We start from the raw sequence: 17,842 nt of genomic DNA, 5'->3' as shown, positions 1-17,842 counted from the left end.
CTCTAATAGCCCGTTCTCCCACTCCCTCTGTCTACACAAAGGCTCCTCAATCAAGGAAACTTGTGCTTGCCTACAAGAGAGGTGCAACAATCTTCATCAAAGCACCAGCCAAACGTTTATACCAAGGATAGGTCCGTAAAAAATTTATCAAGGTAATCTGCTTAGATTTGGCAAAGGAGTCTTCAAAATCCTGGTGGATATCAGCTAAAACTTGATGATGTTTATAGATATAAAGACCACATTCAAAATTAAGATAGAAGCTACGAAAATCCATATTAACCGTGCCGACAGTCGCTTTTTTGTCATCAACAAGAACTACTTTTGAGTGGACAAAGCCTGGTGTATATTCGTAAATCTCAATCCCTGCCTCCAGATAAGTCGGAAAGTCTGTCCTTGCAGCTAAATAAGCCGATTGCTTGTCATAAATATGTGGTAACAAGATACGAACTGTCACCCCTCGCTTAGCTGCATAAGTCAGATTGTCCAACATCTCATCATCCAATACAAGGTAGGGGGTCATGATATAGATATACTTGGTGGCTGACTGAATCATATCAAGACAGACGCGCTTGGCTACCTCATCTCCATCAAAGGGACTTTCACCATAAGGTAAGAAAAAACCCTCCGAATCGATGATTGACTTTTCTTGATCATGGTGATCTTTTAAGTATTTCAAGTCATCGTTTTGCGTTTTTTCATTGAAATTCCACATCTGCAAGAACATGAGGGTGAAATTAGCAACCGCTTCTCCCTTGACCATAATGGCTGCATCTTTCCAGTAACCGAAGCGTTCCTTGCGATTGATGTATTCATCTGCAAGATTGACCCCACCTGTAAAGGCCACTTTACCGTCAATCACCGCGATTTTTCGATGATCACGATTATTTTGAACGGTTGATAAAGCAGGGATAATCTGAGAAAAGACCTTGGTCTTAATGCCATATTTTCTCAAGGTTTTATAGTAATTATAAGGCAAAAGGGTCAGAGAATTGGTTCCATCGTACATAAATCGAACTTCCACTCCCTGGGCTACTTTTTCCTTTAGAATTTCTAAAATAGAATCCCACATATAACCGAAATCAACAATAAAATATTCCATGAAGATGTATGCTTCTGCTTTACGCAATTCACTCAACAATGCTTCAAACTTGGCCTCCCCAGATGAAAAATAGACTGCATCAGTATTAGAGTGTAGAGCATAGCCGACATGCTGATTCATGTAATGAGCCAATTTCAACTGATCCTCGTCCTGCTCTGCCAACGCATTTAGAACCTTGTGTGAGGTATGTCCATATTGTCGCAAGAGCAAACTTTGCCGTTTAAAAGTCTTTCGGTAACGCCTCGTTTCGATATTGGACTGCAAGATAAAGTAAAACAGAGCCCCAAAGATGGGAATCCCAATGATAAAGACAATCCAGGTCAATTTAAAGCTGGTATTCATCGGTCGGTTAATCACCGAAATAGCCACTAGAATCGAAAAAACCTGCAATACAGAAAGGAGGGCAGGAGCCAACACCGTTGCCGAAGTGACTGCCCACAAGATAGCCCCAACCGTCACTGTAATCAATAAAAGAACAATAAAAGTACGACTATAAATCAATCTCCATAACTTTTTCATATCATCTCCTTTCATCAAGATACGAGGGCGTGTAAAAAGCGAATGAAAAATAGGAAATACGACGAGGAAGCTTCTGCTTCTAGGAGTATTTATACCTAAAGGTAGCCGTAGCCGTAAGCGAACATAATTCGCAACGGCTTCGTCTCTTTTTTACACAGCTCTTAGCCCGAGTTCAGTTACACCAAGATACAAAGCCCGTTAAAAACTCAAAGCGAAAATAGGAAATTTGACGAAGAAACGTTAGTTTCTAGGAAAATTTATCTTTTTCGCGAAGAGTTTAGGGCGGGTTCAATTACACAAGATACAAGGACATTAAAAAGCGAATGTACTCCGTGCCTAAGAAACTCTCCGCTGGATAGTTTCTTCCATATCTTTAAAGCAGGCATAACCTGCAACAGCTACGGTAAAAACAGGAAATACGACGAGTGAAAAGCTCCTGTGAAGGTTTTCAGCCTACTTCCTAAAAGTATCCGTAAGCAAGTAAACCTCGCAACGGCTTCGTCTCTTTTTCGCACAGAGTTTAGGGCGGGTTCAGTTACATTAAGATACCAAGCCCGTTAAACTCAAGGTAAAAATAGGAAACTTTGCGAAGACGTTTCGTCTAGCAAAGGCTTCTCTTTTTTACGCAGAGTTTAGGGCGGGTTCAATTACAAGATACAAAAGCCGTAAAGCGAGCAAGATAAAAATAGGAGGTTGACGCAGAGTCTGTAGACTCCAGGAAACCTATCTTTTTTACGCAGCTCGTAGGCTGTGTTCAATTACATCAAGACACGAGGACGTTAAAAAGCGAATGAAAAATAGGAAATACGACGAGTGAAAAGCTCCTGTGGAGGTTTTCAGCTTACTTCCTAGGGAGCGTTTGCTCCGCAAACGTCTATTCCCACCTCCAAAGGTATGACATACCTTTAGAGCTAGCTACCGCCAAAACATACATTTATTTTAGTGTGCTTGGAGTCTTTTTAGACTGCCTCCTCTTTTTGAGGTTATTCACCTCAGCCGCATTCTCCTTATTATTTGTAATTAAAAACGGTACGGGCGAGAAAATCCGCTAGATTTGGAAATAGGACATAGCATTTATGGGCAAGTGCCAAGGTCCAAGGCACGTTGAGTTCTCTTTTCTTGGTTCCCATGACCCCAACAATCTTACGTGCCACTACATCTGGTTGCAATAAGAAAGCCTTGACAGACTGCAAATAGGCGCCTCCTGGATCAGCCTGTTCAAAGAAGCTTGTGGCAATTGGTCCTGGATTAATCGTAGTCACGACGATATTCGAAGTCGCTAGCTCCAAGCGCAAGGCATTCGAAAAACCAATAGCCGCAAATTTCGTCGCTGAATAGACAGAAGACTTGCTAGAAGCAATGAAACCTGCCATACTGACAATGTTAATGATTTGACCTTGTTGTGCCCTCTTCATCTGCTCTCCCACTAAACGAGACAGAGTCATCAAGGCAAAGGTGTTGATTTCAAACATATCCCGAACTTCTTGACTAGAAAAATCTGCAAAGTCCGCAAAACGACCATAGCCTGCATTATTGACCAGAATATCAATCTCACCAATACGATCCAATAGCTCTCTCAAGGCTACTTCATCACGAATATCGGTATCAAAAACCAATTTGTTAGTATGGTGAGCATAAAGACGCGCTATTTTTTCCTTATCTCGTCCCAACAAAATAAGGAAATCATCTGCTAAAAGTGGCACCATGGCTTGGACCACTCCACCTGAAGCCCCTGTTATCAGAATTTTTCTCACACTTCAACCTCTTCTAAATCTTTGACAATATGAACATGTTCAAAAATGCCACTTGCTTCCTTGCGAAGCTGGCTGATGTCTTTCGACAAAAAGCGCGGGCTAATATGGTTGAGTAACAAGCGCTTCGCACCTGCATCTTTTGCGACCAGAGCTGCATCCATATTGGTCGAATGGCCATGTTTACGGGCAATATCTTCATCGCCTTTCCCATAGGTCGCCTCATGCACGAGCACATCCGCATTGATACCGAGGCGCACGCTAGCATGGCACTTGCGCGTATCACCCAAAATAGTCACAATTTTCCCGGGACGCGGTTGCGAAACATAATCACTTGCAAGAATCTCAGTTCCATCTTCCAAGACAACATTTTCGCCATTTTTAATCCGTCCAAAGAGAGGACCAAATGGTACACCTGCCGCACGAAGTGCCTCTGCATCAAGTCTTCCCTCCAGCTCCTTTTGCATGACACGGTAGCCGACACAAGGCACTGTGTGATCCAGCTTATCCGCAAATACCGTAAATTTGTCTGTTTCAAGTACCTTATCGACCTGCTCGACCGCAAACTCATGAAAATGAATCCGATAAGGCAGACGAGAACCCGACACTTTCAAACTAGTCAAAACAAACTGGCGAATACCCATTGGACCGTAAATATCAATATCTGTCTGCTCTTCATTTCCTTGAAATGATCGGCTAGATAAAAAGCCTGGTAGACCAAAGATATGATCCCCATGCAAATGGGTAATGAAAATTTTACTTACCTTGCGAGGGCGAATGTTCGTTTCTAAAATTCGATTCTGCGTACCCTCCCCGCAATCAAACAACCATACTTCATTGATTTCATCTAGCAATTTCAATGCTAAACTTGACACATTGCGTGATTTGGAGGGTTGACCCGCTCCTGTTCCTAAAAATTGAATATACATATACTTCTTTCTATTGTTGGAGATAGACAATGGCTGTCCGCCCTGACCAAGCGTAATAAGCTTGACCTTGATAATGGCTTACAAGCTCTATAACCTCTTCTTGGTTCAAGCCTGAAACTCGTACCCATTCTGCACTTTCAGCAAGATCTGTCAAAAGATAGCTAGTTTCAACTGCGGTGAGACTTCCCTCATCAATAGCCAAGGGTTTCATCCAGATGACCTCTTCCTTAACAAAGACCTTGTAGTGAGGAAAGATCTGGGCAATCTCAAAGAGAAGATGAGGTGTTATTGGTTCATATTCTTCAGCAAAAACACGCGCCAACTCTCTATCATTCTGATAAGCAAAACCAAAGGCTTTCCCCGACAAATTTAGGCGAACAAAAGGCTTTTCTTCCCTAAAGGAGGGGTGCTCAATGAACAGATTGAACCGCTTTGACAAGGTCAAATAATAGTCTGTCGCAGCTTGTGGGCTTTTCTTTTGATACAATTCGGCAAAATAGGCGTTGATAACAGAGGGGGGCGGTGTGATAAAAGCCAATTTTTGGCTATCGGTCAAGTCTTCCAACTGCCGCGCCAAATAAACCCGATCAAGGCTGGTAAAGCCACCGTATTTCAAGGCTACGTCAATATAATCCATTTTCAAATTCCTCTAACTTCCACTTGTGTTCCTTAGCAATATAACCTTTGATGATTTCTACATCGTCCTCATAAAAGCGCTTATCAATCAAGGATATTCGCCCTAGCTCATGAATCTTATAGCTATCTTTCAAGGGAACGCGAATCTCAAAAGACTCAAACATGGTTTTAATCTTAGCCAAGATCATCATCTGAATATGAGATTTGGCATTCTCATCTTTGGCAGATAGCATCACATGCGGAAATTGGCTCGGTGTAAAGGTATCATCTGTCTTATCTAATTTATTATAAAGGGCTAGGCGAGGAATATCCTCCATCTCCAACTCTTGTAAAATACGTAAGACCACTTCTTCCTGCTCTGTGTGATTGGAATCAGAAGCATCAATGATATGAAGCAACATGTCTACATTCATCGACTCCTCTAGCGTTGATTTAAAGGCTGAAATAATCTCTGTCGGTAAATCTTGGATAAATCCAACCGTATCAGTCACCGTCACCTGAAAGGTATCTGATAGCTGAACCTGCTTAGTCGTTGCATCTAAGGTTGCAAACAATTCATCAGCTTCATACTGATGTTTATCAGTCAGAGCATTCATAATAGTAGATTTGCCTGCATTGGTATAGCCGATGAGTCCGATTTTTAAAATACCTGACTGGAGTCTTCGCTCTCGTACCGTTGCTCGATTTTTCTCCACAACTTTCAGCTGACGTTCAATATCTGCTATCTGGTTGCGAATACTCCGACGATTGAGCTCCAGCTGACTCTCACCTGGTCCACGCGAGCCAATCCCACCTGCCTGACGACTAAGCATAATTCCCTGTCCAACCAAGCGAGGCAACATATATTTCAACTGTGCCAAATGCACCTGCAATTTCCCCTCATGACTTCTAGCACGCATGGCAAAGATGTCTAAAATCAACTGCATCCGGTCAATGACTTTGACACCTAAGACTTCTTCTAAATTCACATTCTGGCGTGGTGTCAAGCGATTATTGACAACGACTGTATCAATCCCGTCAGCTTCGACCATCGTCTTGATTTCCTCTAATTTACCAGAACCAACAAAGGTTTTGCTATCATACTTTTCTCGCTTCTGGCTGTAGCAACCTTTCACTACCGCCCCAGCTGTTTTGGCAAGACTAGCCAATTCTTCCATTGACATAGCAAAGTTCTCTGTCTGCTGCAATTCTACCCCAACCAGCAAGACACTCTCGTCTTCTTTTCTCATTTCAATCATGATGTTCCTCTAAAAATTCCCCCACTCGCTGATAGATCTTATCCCTCACACCTGTTTCAGACACCCCGTCAAACACTACCTGCATGCGGTTACGGAACCAAGTCAACTGGCGTTTTGCAAAGCGTCGGGTATTTTGCTTGACCTTGTTGACAGCTTCTTCAAGACTGACTTGACCAGCGAAATAGGGAAAGAACTCCTTGTAGCCAATTCCCAAACTAGCCTGGACTGTCGGGTACTTCTCATAGAGCCACCTAGCTTCTGCAAGCAAGCCTGCTTCCAACATCTGATCCACCCGTTGGTTGATACGTTCATACAAGACAGCTCGGTCATCTGACAAGCCAATCATCAAGGCCTCATAAGGTGGAGTTTGATTTTCCAACTCTTGTCCAAACTGTACCAGTTCCAACTGCCTCATGGCTCGTCTGCGATTCATCTGGGGAATCTCAATCCCCAGCTCTGCTATTTTCTCAAATAAAGCCTCATCTGATAAGGCATCTAGCTCCTTACGATAGGTAAGAATCTCTCCATGTGCTACCTGACCTCCCAGATGATAACCCTCTAGCAAGCTTTGAATGTAAAGACCTGTACCACCCACAATAATGGGTAGCTTCCCCCTACTTGCTATCTCTTCAATCCAATTACTTGCTTCTGCCACAAAATCAAAAGCAGAATAGCCCTCCGTCACATCGCGCACGTCAATCAAATGGTGGGCTACTCGTTTTTGCTCTTCCTTTGTCGCCTTGGCTGTTCCAATATCTAATTGCCGATACACCTGTTGGCTATCGCCACTAATAATCTCACCGTTATACTGTTTTGCTAGAGCAATCCCTAGAGATGTTTTCCCTACCGCGGTCGGTCCTACCACTACTATTATCTTTGTTCTCATCTTTTTCCTTGAAAATTTTTTGTTTTTTCGCTACAATCTATTATAACACAAGTAAAGGAGAAACAACTATGGCTAAAGGTTTTGGAAAAGGTTTCTTGACAGGAGTTGCTAGCACAGTTGCTCTTGCCGCAGGTGCAATTTTTACAATTCATAAAACAATCATCGAACCTGAAGAAAAGAAAGAAGCGTTCATCGAAGAAAATCGTAAAAAAGCAGCACGCCGTCGCGTCGCACATTAAAAAAATGCTCCAGTGGAGCATTTTTTCACGAGTCCAGAAATACAAAAGCGAGTAAGGCTCCAGTGGAGCTTTTTTTCACGAGTCTAGAAATACAAAAGCGAGCAAGGAGTGGGAAAGAACTCGACAGGTCAAAAAAGAGTTCGGTTTTTACCTTATTTCCTGCATTCTAGCTTCGGGCTGAAACGGTCTATTCCAAGGCCGTTTCACTCCCCCCCACCCCGCACAGCTCCAACAGTCAGAGTAGTAATGAAATGAAGCGAATTCGTTCGCATCAGTCCTAGAAGTCAGATGTGGAGTGGGAAACACGAACAAATACGAATAAAAAGCTCTAGTGGAGCTTTTTAGCCTGCTCCCTGAAAAAAGAGCAGCATTTCATTTCCAACCTTCAACGGCATGATAGCCATTGAAGCAATCCACCACTGCGTCAACGTCACTCGGTTCATAAAGTGAGAAAGCTGGGACTTATGTCCCAGCCTCTTTTTGCTTTTAGGAGGAGGAAAGCCATAAAAGTAAAGGGAGCACTGCCATTTATAGTCACCTAGTTTAACTTTTATTACTTCCTTACCTCGCTTTGCCGTACTCCAGTACAGCCTGCAGCTCCTTGCCTAGTACTAAAAGACTATAATTTGCTTTAAAAGAAAATACTGAACCTCATCCACTTGTCCTCAATCGCTTCAAAACGATAGTTTAATTGGTGCTGATCTAAAATTTGTTGGACGATAAAGAGCCCTAAGCCAGTGCCTCCATCCTTGCGACTACGACTATAATCTGGTCGATAAAACGGTTGGAAAATCTTTTCGAGCTGCTCCTTCGTCAAGACCTTTTCAGCCTCATTTTCAACTATGAGCTGGTTGCCCTCTAACCGAAGCACAATTTCACCACCTGCACGCGTATAATGAAAAGCATTGTCTAGAATATTTTTTATAACCTTGATGAGATAAATCTGATTGCCCTCAATCACTAAAGGCTCTAATTGAACCCAAAAGCGATAGCCGTGTACTTCAGCCAAAGTCTGATAAAATCCAACCTGTTCCATCAGCGTATCTGACAAAGAAAAGGTTTGATACATGTTTTTTATGACCTGCATCTCTAACTTAGACATGGCTAAAATCGACTGAACCAACTGTGACTGCTGCTCTAAAATATCACGACATTTTTTTAGGTACTTCTCTCTATCTTTAAACTCACCAATGCCATAAATCATCCCGTCTACAATCCCCATCATGCCTGCGATAGGAGTCTTTAATTCATGAGAAGTCATCCGCAGAAACTCAGCCTTACTCCGCTCACTCTCTGCGACTTTCTCATTTTCAAGGCGTAAGGTCTCCATATTCCGTAAAAGGCTATCGTAAAGTGTATTGATATCTTGGGCGAGGTCTGCAATTTCATCACGTCCTTCAACTTGACATACAACATCAGGCGATAGGCTCACCATTTTTCGGGTCGTCTCAGAAATTTGTTTCAGTCGCTTGGTCGAAATCTGACTATAAATATATGATAAGGCCGTTCCTAGACTCAAGGAGAATACAAAAAAGTAGGGGGAAAGACGAAACAAAATCTGGCTAGCATCAGAAACAGGTTGCAAGGAATATTCTCCCTCCAATATATATTGTTCTCCCTCCTGATCTGTAATGGTCTCTTTCAGTTTATCAGGTTCCATATCTTCTGATAGAAAAAAAGTGTTGACCTCCGATTTTATATCTGGATTAATCCCTTCTACTTTAGGATAATAAATAGCATCCTCCTTATCTGACAAACTAAACCACATCCGACTATTTTTTCGATCAAAATACTTTAAGAAACTTTCAATGTCAGGCAGTGATTTCCCTTGAATCCTACTTGATACATAATCAAATTCTTGCCTAATCTCATTGATTTTAACCGCTTGATAATACATCGGCATCACGAAATACAAGGTTGTCAAAAGAGCAGTAACTACCAAAAAAATTAAACTATTGGTCCAGAGAAAATGTCTTTGTGCAATTTTCACTTTGAATCTCTCCCTAGTTGATACCCCATTCCTGTAATAGTGATCAAAGGAATACCTGGTATTTTCTTGCGAATATTTTTAATATGATTGTCTAAGACACGCGTATCAAGCTCACTATAACCCCAGATTACATCCATCAGTTGGTCACGTGTAACCAGATGATATTTGCGTTTAGCAAGGATTTCAATCAACTCATACTCGGTCTTTGTAGGTGACATCTTTTCTTCTTTCCAATAGACCGTACGATCCTCTAAGGAAACGCGCAATTCGTCTACCTCAATCTCAGAATAGGTAACTGAGCGGCGCAAAATATTTTCAATCCGTTTGACAAGAATCAATGGAGAAAAAGGCTTGGTTACATAATCACTAATCAAATGATTAAAGCTAACTAATTGGGTATATTCATCATCCAAGGCTGTCAACATGATAATCGGAACCTGAGAATTTTTGCGAATTTCTTTCAATACATCAAGACCATTGACCGTCGGAAGCATGATATCCAAAATAACCAGATCAAAGTTCTCTTTCGAAAAACATTCCAAGGCTTCTCCTCCATCCATCACGGATGTAATTTGATAATCATGTTCTTTTAAAAATTCATAAATTACTTGGTTGATGGTCACATCATCTTCAACCACTAAAATCTTATACATTATCTTCTCCTTTTTTTATTCCCTTTTTCCATTATAACACTAGTTTGAGAGAAGTTAAAACAGATAACGTACAGATAAAACCTCTCTCTATACGAGAACATCAATCAGCTAGTTGTTTTTAAAATAAAAAATGAATTATCCCTATTGTCTTCGTTTCCTTAGAAGAAAACTCCTCTCATGGCGGCAAAATCGGCCATTTCCAATCGTTACCTGAATGCAGAACACACAAACATTTTTTAGAATGCCAGGTGTATTTTTCTGAATTTCATCATTTATTGTCCCCTATACAGTCAAGCCCTAACAAGAGACTAGGCAAATAGTCCCAGCTTGCTCACTTTATGAACCGAATGACGTTGACGCAGTGGTTGATTGCTTCAATGGCTATCATGCCCTTGAAGGTTGGAAATGCTGCTCTTTTTTCAGGGAGCCGGCTAAAAAGCTCCACTGGAGCTTTTTACTCGTATTTGTTGGTGTTTCATACTCCACATCTAACCTCTAGGACTGATGCGAACTCTTCGCTTCATTTCCACACTACTCTGACTGTTGGGCTGTTGCAGGGTGGGAGTGAAACGGTCTATTTCCAGACCGTTTCAGCCCGAAGCGAGAATTTAGGAAATGAGGAAAACCCAACTCTTTTTTTGACCTATCGAATTCTTTCCCACTCCCTTAGAAATACGGATAGAAAAGTTTGCTTTCTCTCAATCGAAAGTGGGACAGAAATTCAGCAAAGCAGAATGACGACTTTGGGACTAGTATTAGGGAGAAATATAAGCCATGAATACAAGCTCTAAAAACAAGGCTAGCTAATTGCTCAAATGATCTCAAGGACCTTTATAAGTGATGATTTTCTGTCTCCTCTTAGCCCTAACAACTCTACGAACGAAAAAATGCGTATCACTGTTTGTTAGGAGGATAGAAAAGGGAATAAATAGCTGCTTTATACTAACTTGGTATAGTCATTTTGTTTATCTTTTACTCCTTGGTTCACTCGCTTTGCCGTACTCCAGTACAGCCTGCAACTCGCTGCCTAGTACTAAAAGTAAACTAAAAGACTATAACATCAAAGTCTAAGGGATAGTAGCAAACGAAAAAGAGGAAGAGAGCTGTCTCAACCTCTGTTTTGTCCCTTAGTGGATTAATTATTTTTTACGTTTTTGGATTCGCAATCCTACCAGACCTGCTAGAGCAATGCCAATAGTAGATAAAAGACTTGGTGCCACATTGGTTTTTGGCAATACTTTTCTAGCTTGGTTCTTGTCCTGATGTTGTTTGAGCAGCACTGGTTCCTGTCCACTCTGCTCTGAAGATGATCCGTCCGGGATTTCCATATCTGATTGTTCAGCTATTTCCTTGGTACCAATTTCCACCACTTCATCAATAGCAGGTTTTGTCACCATATCTGAAACTACTCTCCGAGATAAAAGCGCATCTCCCTGTATCTGTACTTCCTCAACAATCGTGCGAATACCGGCCTCTCCTTTTGTGACAATCCGTTTCTCACCCTTTAGCAAGCCAGGATTTTCTTTGGTAATCGTCTGGAACGGAAGCGCCTCTTCGCGTACTTCCTGACGAGTGAGCACCTCAGGTTTTTCTGGTTGACTAGGTGCTTCTTCTTTAGGAATAGGCTGTGCAGGTACAAGTGGAATCAATGGTGTACCTGATAAGATGCGATACAATTCATTGAATTTCTGCTGCCGTGGGTAAATCTCCCTATTGATAAACTTTACAAAATCACCATCCTTACCAGCAGTATCGAAAGAAGCATACGAAGCATGGAACATCTCTTTAACCAAGTCTTTTAGTTCCTGGTTGTCTGGAAATTGCTGACGCTTCTGCTCTAAATCGCGAGCGATATATTCCATCTCTCCATAGTGAAGGGCATCATACAAACGACCTTGACGATAATGTAGTTGGTGATTCGTCAGATTTGTATCTGTTTCTGGATTCAATTTGTCAAATGGTTCAAGATAAGCATCTACATAATCACCAACTGCGTCCCAAACGTCAATCTGCCCATCATATAAACTCCTATCCGTCACTTCTGGCAACTGCTTAAGAGCCTTCAAAACCTCTTTAGCTTTTTTTAGAGGTTCTTTTTCCATATCCTTCAAGGCTTGAATATTGGCTTTTTTAGCGAGTAGCAACTCATTATCAAGCTCTTTCTCAGACCGTAATTCCTCTAATCGCACCTTAAACTCTCCCTTTTGTTCCTGACTCAAATAAGCGAGTATGTCAATCTCATCACGAATATCCCCCCTCTTTTGGAAGATGTTTTTATTTGCTGCTGCCAACTGATTAGCTTCTGCCAGTATACCGTCAATCTCTGCTTCTGTACCTACCTGCTCTAGTCGAGCTAAATAATTCGAACGCTCGTCTGGATAGAGATACTCTTTCGTTGTTAGGCTCTCTTTGGCGTCTGCTTTTTTAGCTTCAAATCGCCGACGAGTAGCAACATCTTGGCTTGCTTCTCGTTTGACTCTCTCAACTTCTTCCATAGTAGTTGCATCATTGACCTTTGTAAGGTAGCCATTTCTCACAGAGTTTGGCAGCTCCTTTAATTGGGAAATTTCAGCAATCGCTTGTTTCTTTGCTTCCTCTAATTTTGCCTGCTCTTCCGTGGCTTGTTTATCAGCGTCCTGCGCCTGTATTACACTCGGATCGGCCCCGTTTGGCATTGCTTGCTCAGCCTGTACCAAATACGGTGCTACTGATACTATGGCCGCTGCTGTTGCGGCAACACACAATTCTTTTTTCATTATCGAAGTTACCTTTCTATTTACCAGCATAACTGGTCTACTACAGTTATATCCCCATTATATAGAAAAAGAAGAAAGGTGACAAATCAACCTTAACGAACGTTTTGTTTCAAAACACGAACGTTCTACTTGTTTTTTTATTCACAAGAACAAAAGAAAATCCACTTTACATCATTCATTTCCTACAATTCAAAAAAGAAACGAATGTTTTCTTGACATCTGTAGATTATCTATTAATTGAGCTCAAAAACTACAGAAAAAACATAGAAAATCTTTACCTTGTCTACAAACAAAAGTAAAAACTCCCCAAAAATGAACTGGAGAAGCTGATTGTATCCCTTATAAACATTTTTCTGAGAAACTCGCTGTGAAGACTATTGAAACAGACTATTCAGTATAGTCATTTAGCTTGAGAGTCCAATCGAAAAAGAGGAAGAGAACTATCTCAACCTCTGTTTTGTTCCTTGGTAGATTATTTTTTACGTTTTTGGATTTGTAATCCTACCAGACCTGCTAAAGCAATGCCAATAGTAGATAAAAGACTTGGTGCCACATTGGTTTTTGGCAATACCTGTCTAGCTTGGTTCTTATCCTGATACTGTTTGAGCAACACTGGTTCCTGTCCACCCTGCTCTGAGGATGATCCGTCTGGAGTGTCCATATCTGATTGTTCAGCTATTTCCTCGCTAGCTTCCTTGGTACCAATTTCCACCACTTCATCAATAGCAGGTTTTGTCACCGTGTCTGAGATTACTCTCCGAGATAAAAGTGCATCTCCCTGTATCTGTACTTCCTCAACAATCGTGCGAATACCTGCCTCTCCTTTTGTGACAATCCGTTTCTCACCCTTTAGCAAGCTAGGATTTTCTTTGGTAATTGTCTGGAACGGAAGCGCCTCTTCGCGTACCTCCTGACGAGTGAGCACCTCAGGTTTTTCTGGTTGACTAGGTGCTTCTTCTTTAGGAATAGGCTGTGCAGGGACAAGTGGAGTCAATGGTGTACTCGAATCGGGTGCTTCTTCTTTAGGAATGGGCTGTGCAGGGACAAGTGGAGTCAATGGTGTACCTGATAAGATGCGATACAATTCATTAAATCTTTTCTGCCGTGGGTAAATCGCTCTATTGATAAACTCTGCAATAACACCACCCTTACCAGAGTCATCGAGTGAGGGATATAAACCATAGAACATCTCTTTAACCAAGTCTTTTAGTTCTTGATTGTCTGGAAATTGCTGGAGCTTCTGGTTCAAATCGCGAGCGATATATTCCAGCTCTCCATAGTGAAGAGCATCATACAAACGATGATGATGATAATCTAGCTCGTCATTCGTCAGATTTGCATCTGTTTCTGGATCCAATTTGTCAAATGGTTCAAGATAAGCATCTAAATAATCACCAATTGCGTTCCAGACGTCAATCTGCCCAGCATATAAACTCCTATCCGTCACTTCTGGCAACTGCCTAAGAGCCCTCAAAACCTCTTTAGCTTTTTTAAGGGGTTCCTTTTCTATATCTTTCAAGGCTTGAATATTAGCCTTTTTGGCTAGTAGTACCGCATTATCAATTTGCTTCTCAGACCCTAGTTCCTCTACTCGTGCTTTAAAGTCCTCTTTTTGTTCCGGGCTCAAATAAGCAAGTGTATCAATCTCATTGAGAGCACCTCTTATCTTTAGGATAATCGTTTTATTTACTTCTGAAAATTGTTCGGCTTCTGCTAGTAGGCCATCAATCTCTGCCTCTGTTCCCGACTGCTCTAGTCGGTCTAAATAATTCGAACGCTCGTTGGGAAAAAGATACTCTTTCATTGCTAGAAGCAGTTTGGCATTTTCTTTTTTAGCCTTAAGCTGTATACGAGCAACTTGATCTTGCCTTGCTTCTTTCTTGACTGTTTCAACTTCTTCTGTAGTCGTTGCCTTATTTACCCTGTCAAGATATTCGTTTTTCACAGAGTTTGGCAACTCTTTCATATGGGAAATTTCGTCAATCGCTTGTGCTTTTACTTCCTCTAATGTTACCGACTCTTCCTTGGCTTGTTTATCAGCATCCTGCGCCTGTATTACATTCGGCTCGGCCCCGTTTGACATTGCTTGCTCAGCCCGTACCAAATACGGTGCTACTGATACGATAGCCGCTGCTGTTGCGGCAACACATAACTCTTTTTTCATTACTTAAAGTTACCTTTCTATTTACCAGCATAACTGGTCTAATACGACTATATCCCATTATATAGAAAAAGAAGAATGGTGACAAATTGACCGTAACGAGTATTTAGTCCAAAAACATGAACGTTATTCTTGTTTTTTGTTCAAAAAAATAGAAATAACTACTTTTTGACTCAGTTATTTTCTATAATTCCGAAAAATACGAACATTCTCTTATCGTCTGTAGATTGTCTATCGATTAGATTTAAAAAACACAGGCAAAACATATACAAACTTTACTTCGTCTACAAATGAAAAGTAAAAACTTCCCCAAAATGATGAACTGGAGAAGCTGATTTTATCCTTTATAGGTATTTTTTCTTAGGGGCTTGCTTGTAAAGACGAACCAAAACGGGAGCTACTGTAAGCAAAGTATCCAGTAATTCCTTATCAGTACCATTGCGTTCTAACAGTATCTGGTATTCCAAGACCAAGATATCTTTTTTAGACTTATACTGAATAGATAGCAATTCAGCCTGTTGACACGTCTTGTCAAATTGGCGTTCAAAAAATTCTGGATAATCAGAGTCCTTTGCAATGCTAACGAAAAGATAGCGGTAGTCTTGATTGACTTGGGCGAAGCGGGTGTGTTCTAACATGAATACCATAAGACCCAAAATGAGGGTAACTGTTATGGCAAGTACCAGATGTCCCAGTCCTGTCGCAAGTCCAATGACTGTCGCCATAAAGACTGCTAAGAGTTCTTTGGAGGTTCCAGCTGCCGATCGAAAGCGAATCAGACTGAAAGTTCCTGCCACTGCAACACTCGTCCCCAGACTACCATTGGTTAAGAAGATAATAATCGCAATGAGGCTGGGAAGCAGGCTCAAAGTCACTACAAACTCCTTGGTATAGGTGGCTTTATACTTATAAATTCCCGCTAGTCCCAAACCTAGAACGAGACTAACAGCTAAACTCAGCCCAAGTTGTGTGATGGTCATATTGGCTACACCCCCGGTAAAAATACTGCTAAATAACTGCATTTGCATAAGGCTCACCTCCCCTACTTGTCTGAGCTAGACGATAGGCATTCCCGTATTTTGAAAAAGACTGCTTGTCAATCTGGTATTTTTCAAGTAGCGCTATTAACCATGCAGGGTGCTTCTCTGGTACCTTAATTTCCATGATTACCTTATCTGGATCCAGCAGGTACCTACCAAATTTCCCCTTTTTCACATCCACATAGTCATCTCGATAGAGCAGATTTTGATCTACAGTCACGCGTATCTTCCTATCTTCTTTTCCCTTGAAAGACACACGATCGTAGTAGATATACATTTTGGGTTTAATCGTGCCGTAGCGCTCCCGTAAAACCTCTAACTTGGATGTCACTTTCTCATCTGTAATGGTGTGATCTGCCAAACCTTTTTCGACATAATTCATGACCGCAAGCGGCGTTGATGTCAGGCGGTACTTAAGGCCGATTTTATTTTCTTTTTGTTTAATTTCTAAAAAGGCCTGACTATTCTCACTTGGTTCAGTATCATAGATTCGCATTCTCACCTTTTCTCGACCATATTTCTTGGCAATAGCATCTTGAATCATCCCAAAATTGTCATTGTCAAAATAGATATTGGTAATGCTGGATTTAGCATAGTCGTCGGCTACCATATGCTCTTTCAATTCTGCTTCTAATTGAACAAATACTTTCTTGTCTACTATGTACTTTGATTCCTTACGTCTAAATTGTTTTTGTACGATTTTTGTCTTCATCTGTCACTTCCTTTATCTTTCAGTAACAATAGTTTAACGAAGAAACATGAAAGAAAGCTGAAAGTTTCATTAAAAAAATCTTAAACAGAATAGTTGGTCTCTGCTGGCAAATATGATATAGTCAAATGACATCGTATGTTCAACAAACGTCAGCGTTTGACACGAGTGTCACTCATTTTATTTCCAACTTTCGACAGCCCATTCCTAGATAAAATAAGCGGTCGGACAGAAGTTATAGTCGTTTAGTTTATATTTTATTACTTCGTTCACTCGTCTTGCTGTACCATTGAGAAAAGTTACACTTTTCTTATCTGTCACTTGAAATAGTTATCAACTATTTCAACTACCTGCGACTCCTTGCCTAGTACTAAAAATAAACGAAACGGCTGCTATATTGTGAAACTTAGCAGAGGCTAGCTAACTTCATCAAAAATGAAATGCAGGGAGAAACTAGATAACGACCGGCTTGGGACCTCTTGCAACCAAGAAGATGTTGCACCCAAAGGTAATCACACCTCCAAAGGTAGAACAGCTTCGTTTCCTTAAAGGGAGCCCTAGCCGTAAACCAATAAACGTTGCAACGGATTCGTCTCTTTTTCACAAAGGGCGTAGTCCTTGTTGGTTTAAGGTATGAAAATGTTAAGGACAGGAAAAGAAAACGAGTTGCTTTTTCATTTTCATTGAGTATTAGCTCACCTCGCTGAGCTTTCTGTTTTATCGCTATTTAGAGGAAGCTAGCTTCACTAGCCTAATCTCCTAGCTTTCACAATTAATAAAGTATGAAAGCTAGACAGCTGTTGATTTTATAGAGTATTAGAACGAGAATGGAGAATAGAACATGTATGAATTTTGCCTAGAATACGGCTGTTTCCCTGTCAAGAAAATCGATGATTTTGCTGACCACCGCAAGGAAATCCCTGATTTTTTAAAAGATGATGCAGTCTTGATTGCTCAATTAGAACACATCAATGAGCTCTTTCATGAATTATTTCTAACCATTGAATGCAGATTTGACTATGTCGGTAAACAGTTCCCTGAGAAAATCACAGTCATCCATACCCTTTATGATGACATCGCAGCCCAGCTCCTTGCCAAGTACGGCGAAACAGAACAGATTACCATTGAGTTATTTTTGCTATAATATCATAAAAAACTTGGAGATTTCCAAGTTTTTTTAGTTAACCAAATATGTGAAAGGGGAACAAAAGCGTTTCTGCTTCAGTTGATTACAAA

General features: G+C 41.0%; 14 protein-coding genes. 2 read left to right on the top strand and 12 right to left on the bottom strand.

Translation table 11 applies throughout. The features are described from left to right. Nucleotides 1-70 precede the first annotated feature (70 nt). From cls to miaA, 6 genes are all read right to left on the bottom strand, one after another. Nucleotides 71-1,618 (bottom strand): cardiolipin synthase, encoded by a 1,548-nt coding sequence (gene cls / locus E4T79_RS01330; RefSeq protein WP_135026932.1) that lies wholly within the window; start codon nt 1,616-1,618, stop codon nt 71-73. Nucleotides 1,619-2,628: 1,010 nt separating this feature from the next. Next, nucleotides 2,629-3,372, bottom strand: a complete 744-nt coding sequence (locus E4T79_RS01325; protein ID WP_135026931.1) for an SDR family oxidoreductase — start codon at nt 3,370-3,372, stop codon at nt 2,629-2,631. Beyond that, the gene (gene rnz / locus E4T79_RS01320) at nt 3,369-4,298 is read right to left on the bottom strand and encodes a ribonuclease Z (RefSeq protein WP_135026930.1); all 930 of its coding nucleotides are present in this window, start codon (nt 4,296-4,298) and stop codon (nt 3,369-3,371) included. Before rnz ends, E4T79_RS01325 begins: the two co-directional genes overlap by 4 nt. A gap of 10 nt (nt 4,299-4,308) precedes the next feature. Further along, nucleotides 4,309-4,935 carry a cystathionine beta-lyase gene (locus tag E4T79_RS01315; protein WP_135026929.1) on the bottom strand — a complete coding sequence of 209 codons (627 nt, stop codon included), beginning with the start codon at nt 4,933-4,935 and terminating at the stop codon, nt 4,309-4,311. Next, the gene (gene hflX, locus E4T79_RS01310; protein WP_135026928.1) at nt 4,922-6,172 is read right to left on the bottom strand and encodes a GTPase HflX; all 1,251 of its coding nucleotides are present in this window, start codon (nt 6,170-6,172) and stop codon (nt 4,922-4,924) included. The genes E4T79_RS01315 and hflX overlap by 14 nt, the downstream gene beginning before the upstream one ends. Next, the gene (gene miaA / locus E4T79_RS01305; protein ID WP_135026927.1) at nt 6,165-7,058 is read right to left on the bottom strand and encodes a tRNA (adenosine(37)-N6)-dimethylallyltransferase MiaA; all 894 of its coding nucleotides are present in this window, start codon (nt 7,056-7,058) and stop codon (nt 6,165-6,167) included. Before miaA ends, hflX begins: the two co-directional genes overlap by 8 nt. A gap of 68 nt (nt 7,059-7,126) precedes the next feature. Here miaA and E4T79_RS01300 point away from each other — a divergent pair, with 68 nt between their 5' ends. Continuing rightward, nucleotides 7,127-7,297 (top strand): DUF3042 family protein, encoded by a 171-nt coding sequence (locus E4T79_RS01300; RefSeq protein ID WP_075098970.1) that lies wholly within the window; start codon nt 7,127-7,129, stop codon nt 7,295-7,297. A 631-nt stretch (nt 7,298-7,928) separates the two neighbouring features. Here E4T79_RS01300 and E4T79_RS01295 read toward each other — a convergent pair. The 6 genes from E4T79_RS01295 to E4T79_RS01270 all read right to left on the bottom strand — a co-directional run bounded on the left by E4T79_RS01295 (nt 7,929) and on the right by E4T79_RS01270 (nt 16,609). Continuing rightward, nucleotides 7,929-9,287, bottom strand: coding sequence for a HAMP domain-containing sensor histidine kinase (locus tag E4T79_RS01295; protein WP_135026926.1), 1,359 nt, complete (start codon nt 9,285-9,287; stop codon nt 7,929-7,931). Then, nucleotides 9,284-9,940 (bottom strand): response regulator transcription factor, encoded by a 657-nt coding sequence (locus E4T79_RS01290; protein ID WP_135026925.1) that lies wholly within the window; start codon nt 9,938-9,940, stop codon nt 9,284-9,286. Before E4T79_RS01290 ends, E4T79_RS01295 begins: the two co-directional genes overlap by 4 nt. Nucleotides 9,941-11,079: 1,139 nt before the next feature. Continuing rightward, entirely contained in the window at nt 11,080-12,696 is a 1,617-nt protein-coding gene (locus tag E4T79_RS01285) for a G5 domain-containing protein (RefSeq protein ID WP_167752595.1), read from the bottom strand. Between the two features lie 472 nt (nt 12,697-13,168). Beyond that, the gene (locus E4T79_RS01280; RefSeq protein ID WP_135026923.1) at nt 13,169-14,860 is read right to left on the bottom strand and encodes a G5 domain-containing protein; all 1,692 of its coding nucleotides are present in this window, start codon (nt 14,858-14,860) and stop codon (nt 13,169-13,171) included. Between the two features lie 341 nt (nt 14,861-15,201). Beyond that, nucleotides 15,202-15,885 carry a DUF4956 domain-containing protein gene (locus tag E4T79_RS01275; protein WP_228063752.1) on the bottom strand — a complete coding sequence of 228 codons (684 nt, stop codon included), beginning with the start codon at nt 15,883-15,885 and terminating at the stop codon, nt 15,202-15,204. Next, nucleotides 15,866-16,609 (bottom strand): polyphosphate polymerase domain-containing protein, encoded by a 744-nt coding sequence (locus E4T79_RS01270; RefSeq protein ID WP_135026922.1) that lies wholly within the window; start codon nt 16,607-16,609, stop codon nt 15,866-15,868. Before E4T79_RS01270 ends, E4T79_RS01275 begins: the two co-directional genes overlap by 20 nt. 838 nt (nt 16,610-17,447) lie before the next feature. On the opposite strand from E4T79_RS01270, the gene E4T79_RS01265 reads away from it, so the two are divergent. After that, on the top strand, nt 17,448-17,750 hold the full coding sequence (locus E4T79_RS01265; protein WP_135026921.1) for a hypothetical protein: 303 nt from the start codon (nt 17,448-17,450) through the stop codon (nt 17,748-17,750). The last annotated feature ends 92 nt before the right edge of the window (nt 17,751-17,842 follow it).

It is taken from the genome of Streptococcus sp. LYSM12 (assembly GCF_004569635.1).
Lineage (GTDB): Bacteria > Bacillota > Bacilli > Lactobacillales > Streptococcaceae > Streptococcus.
This window is presented reverse-complemented; position numbering and strand designations above follow the sequence as displayed.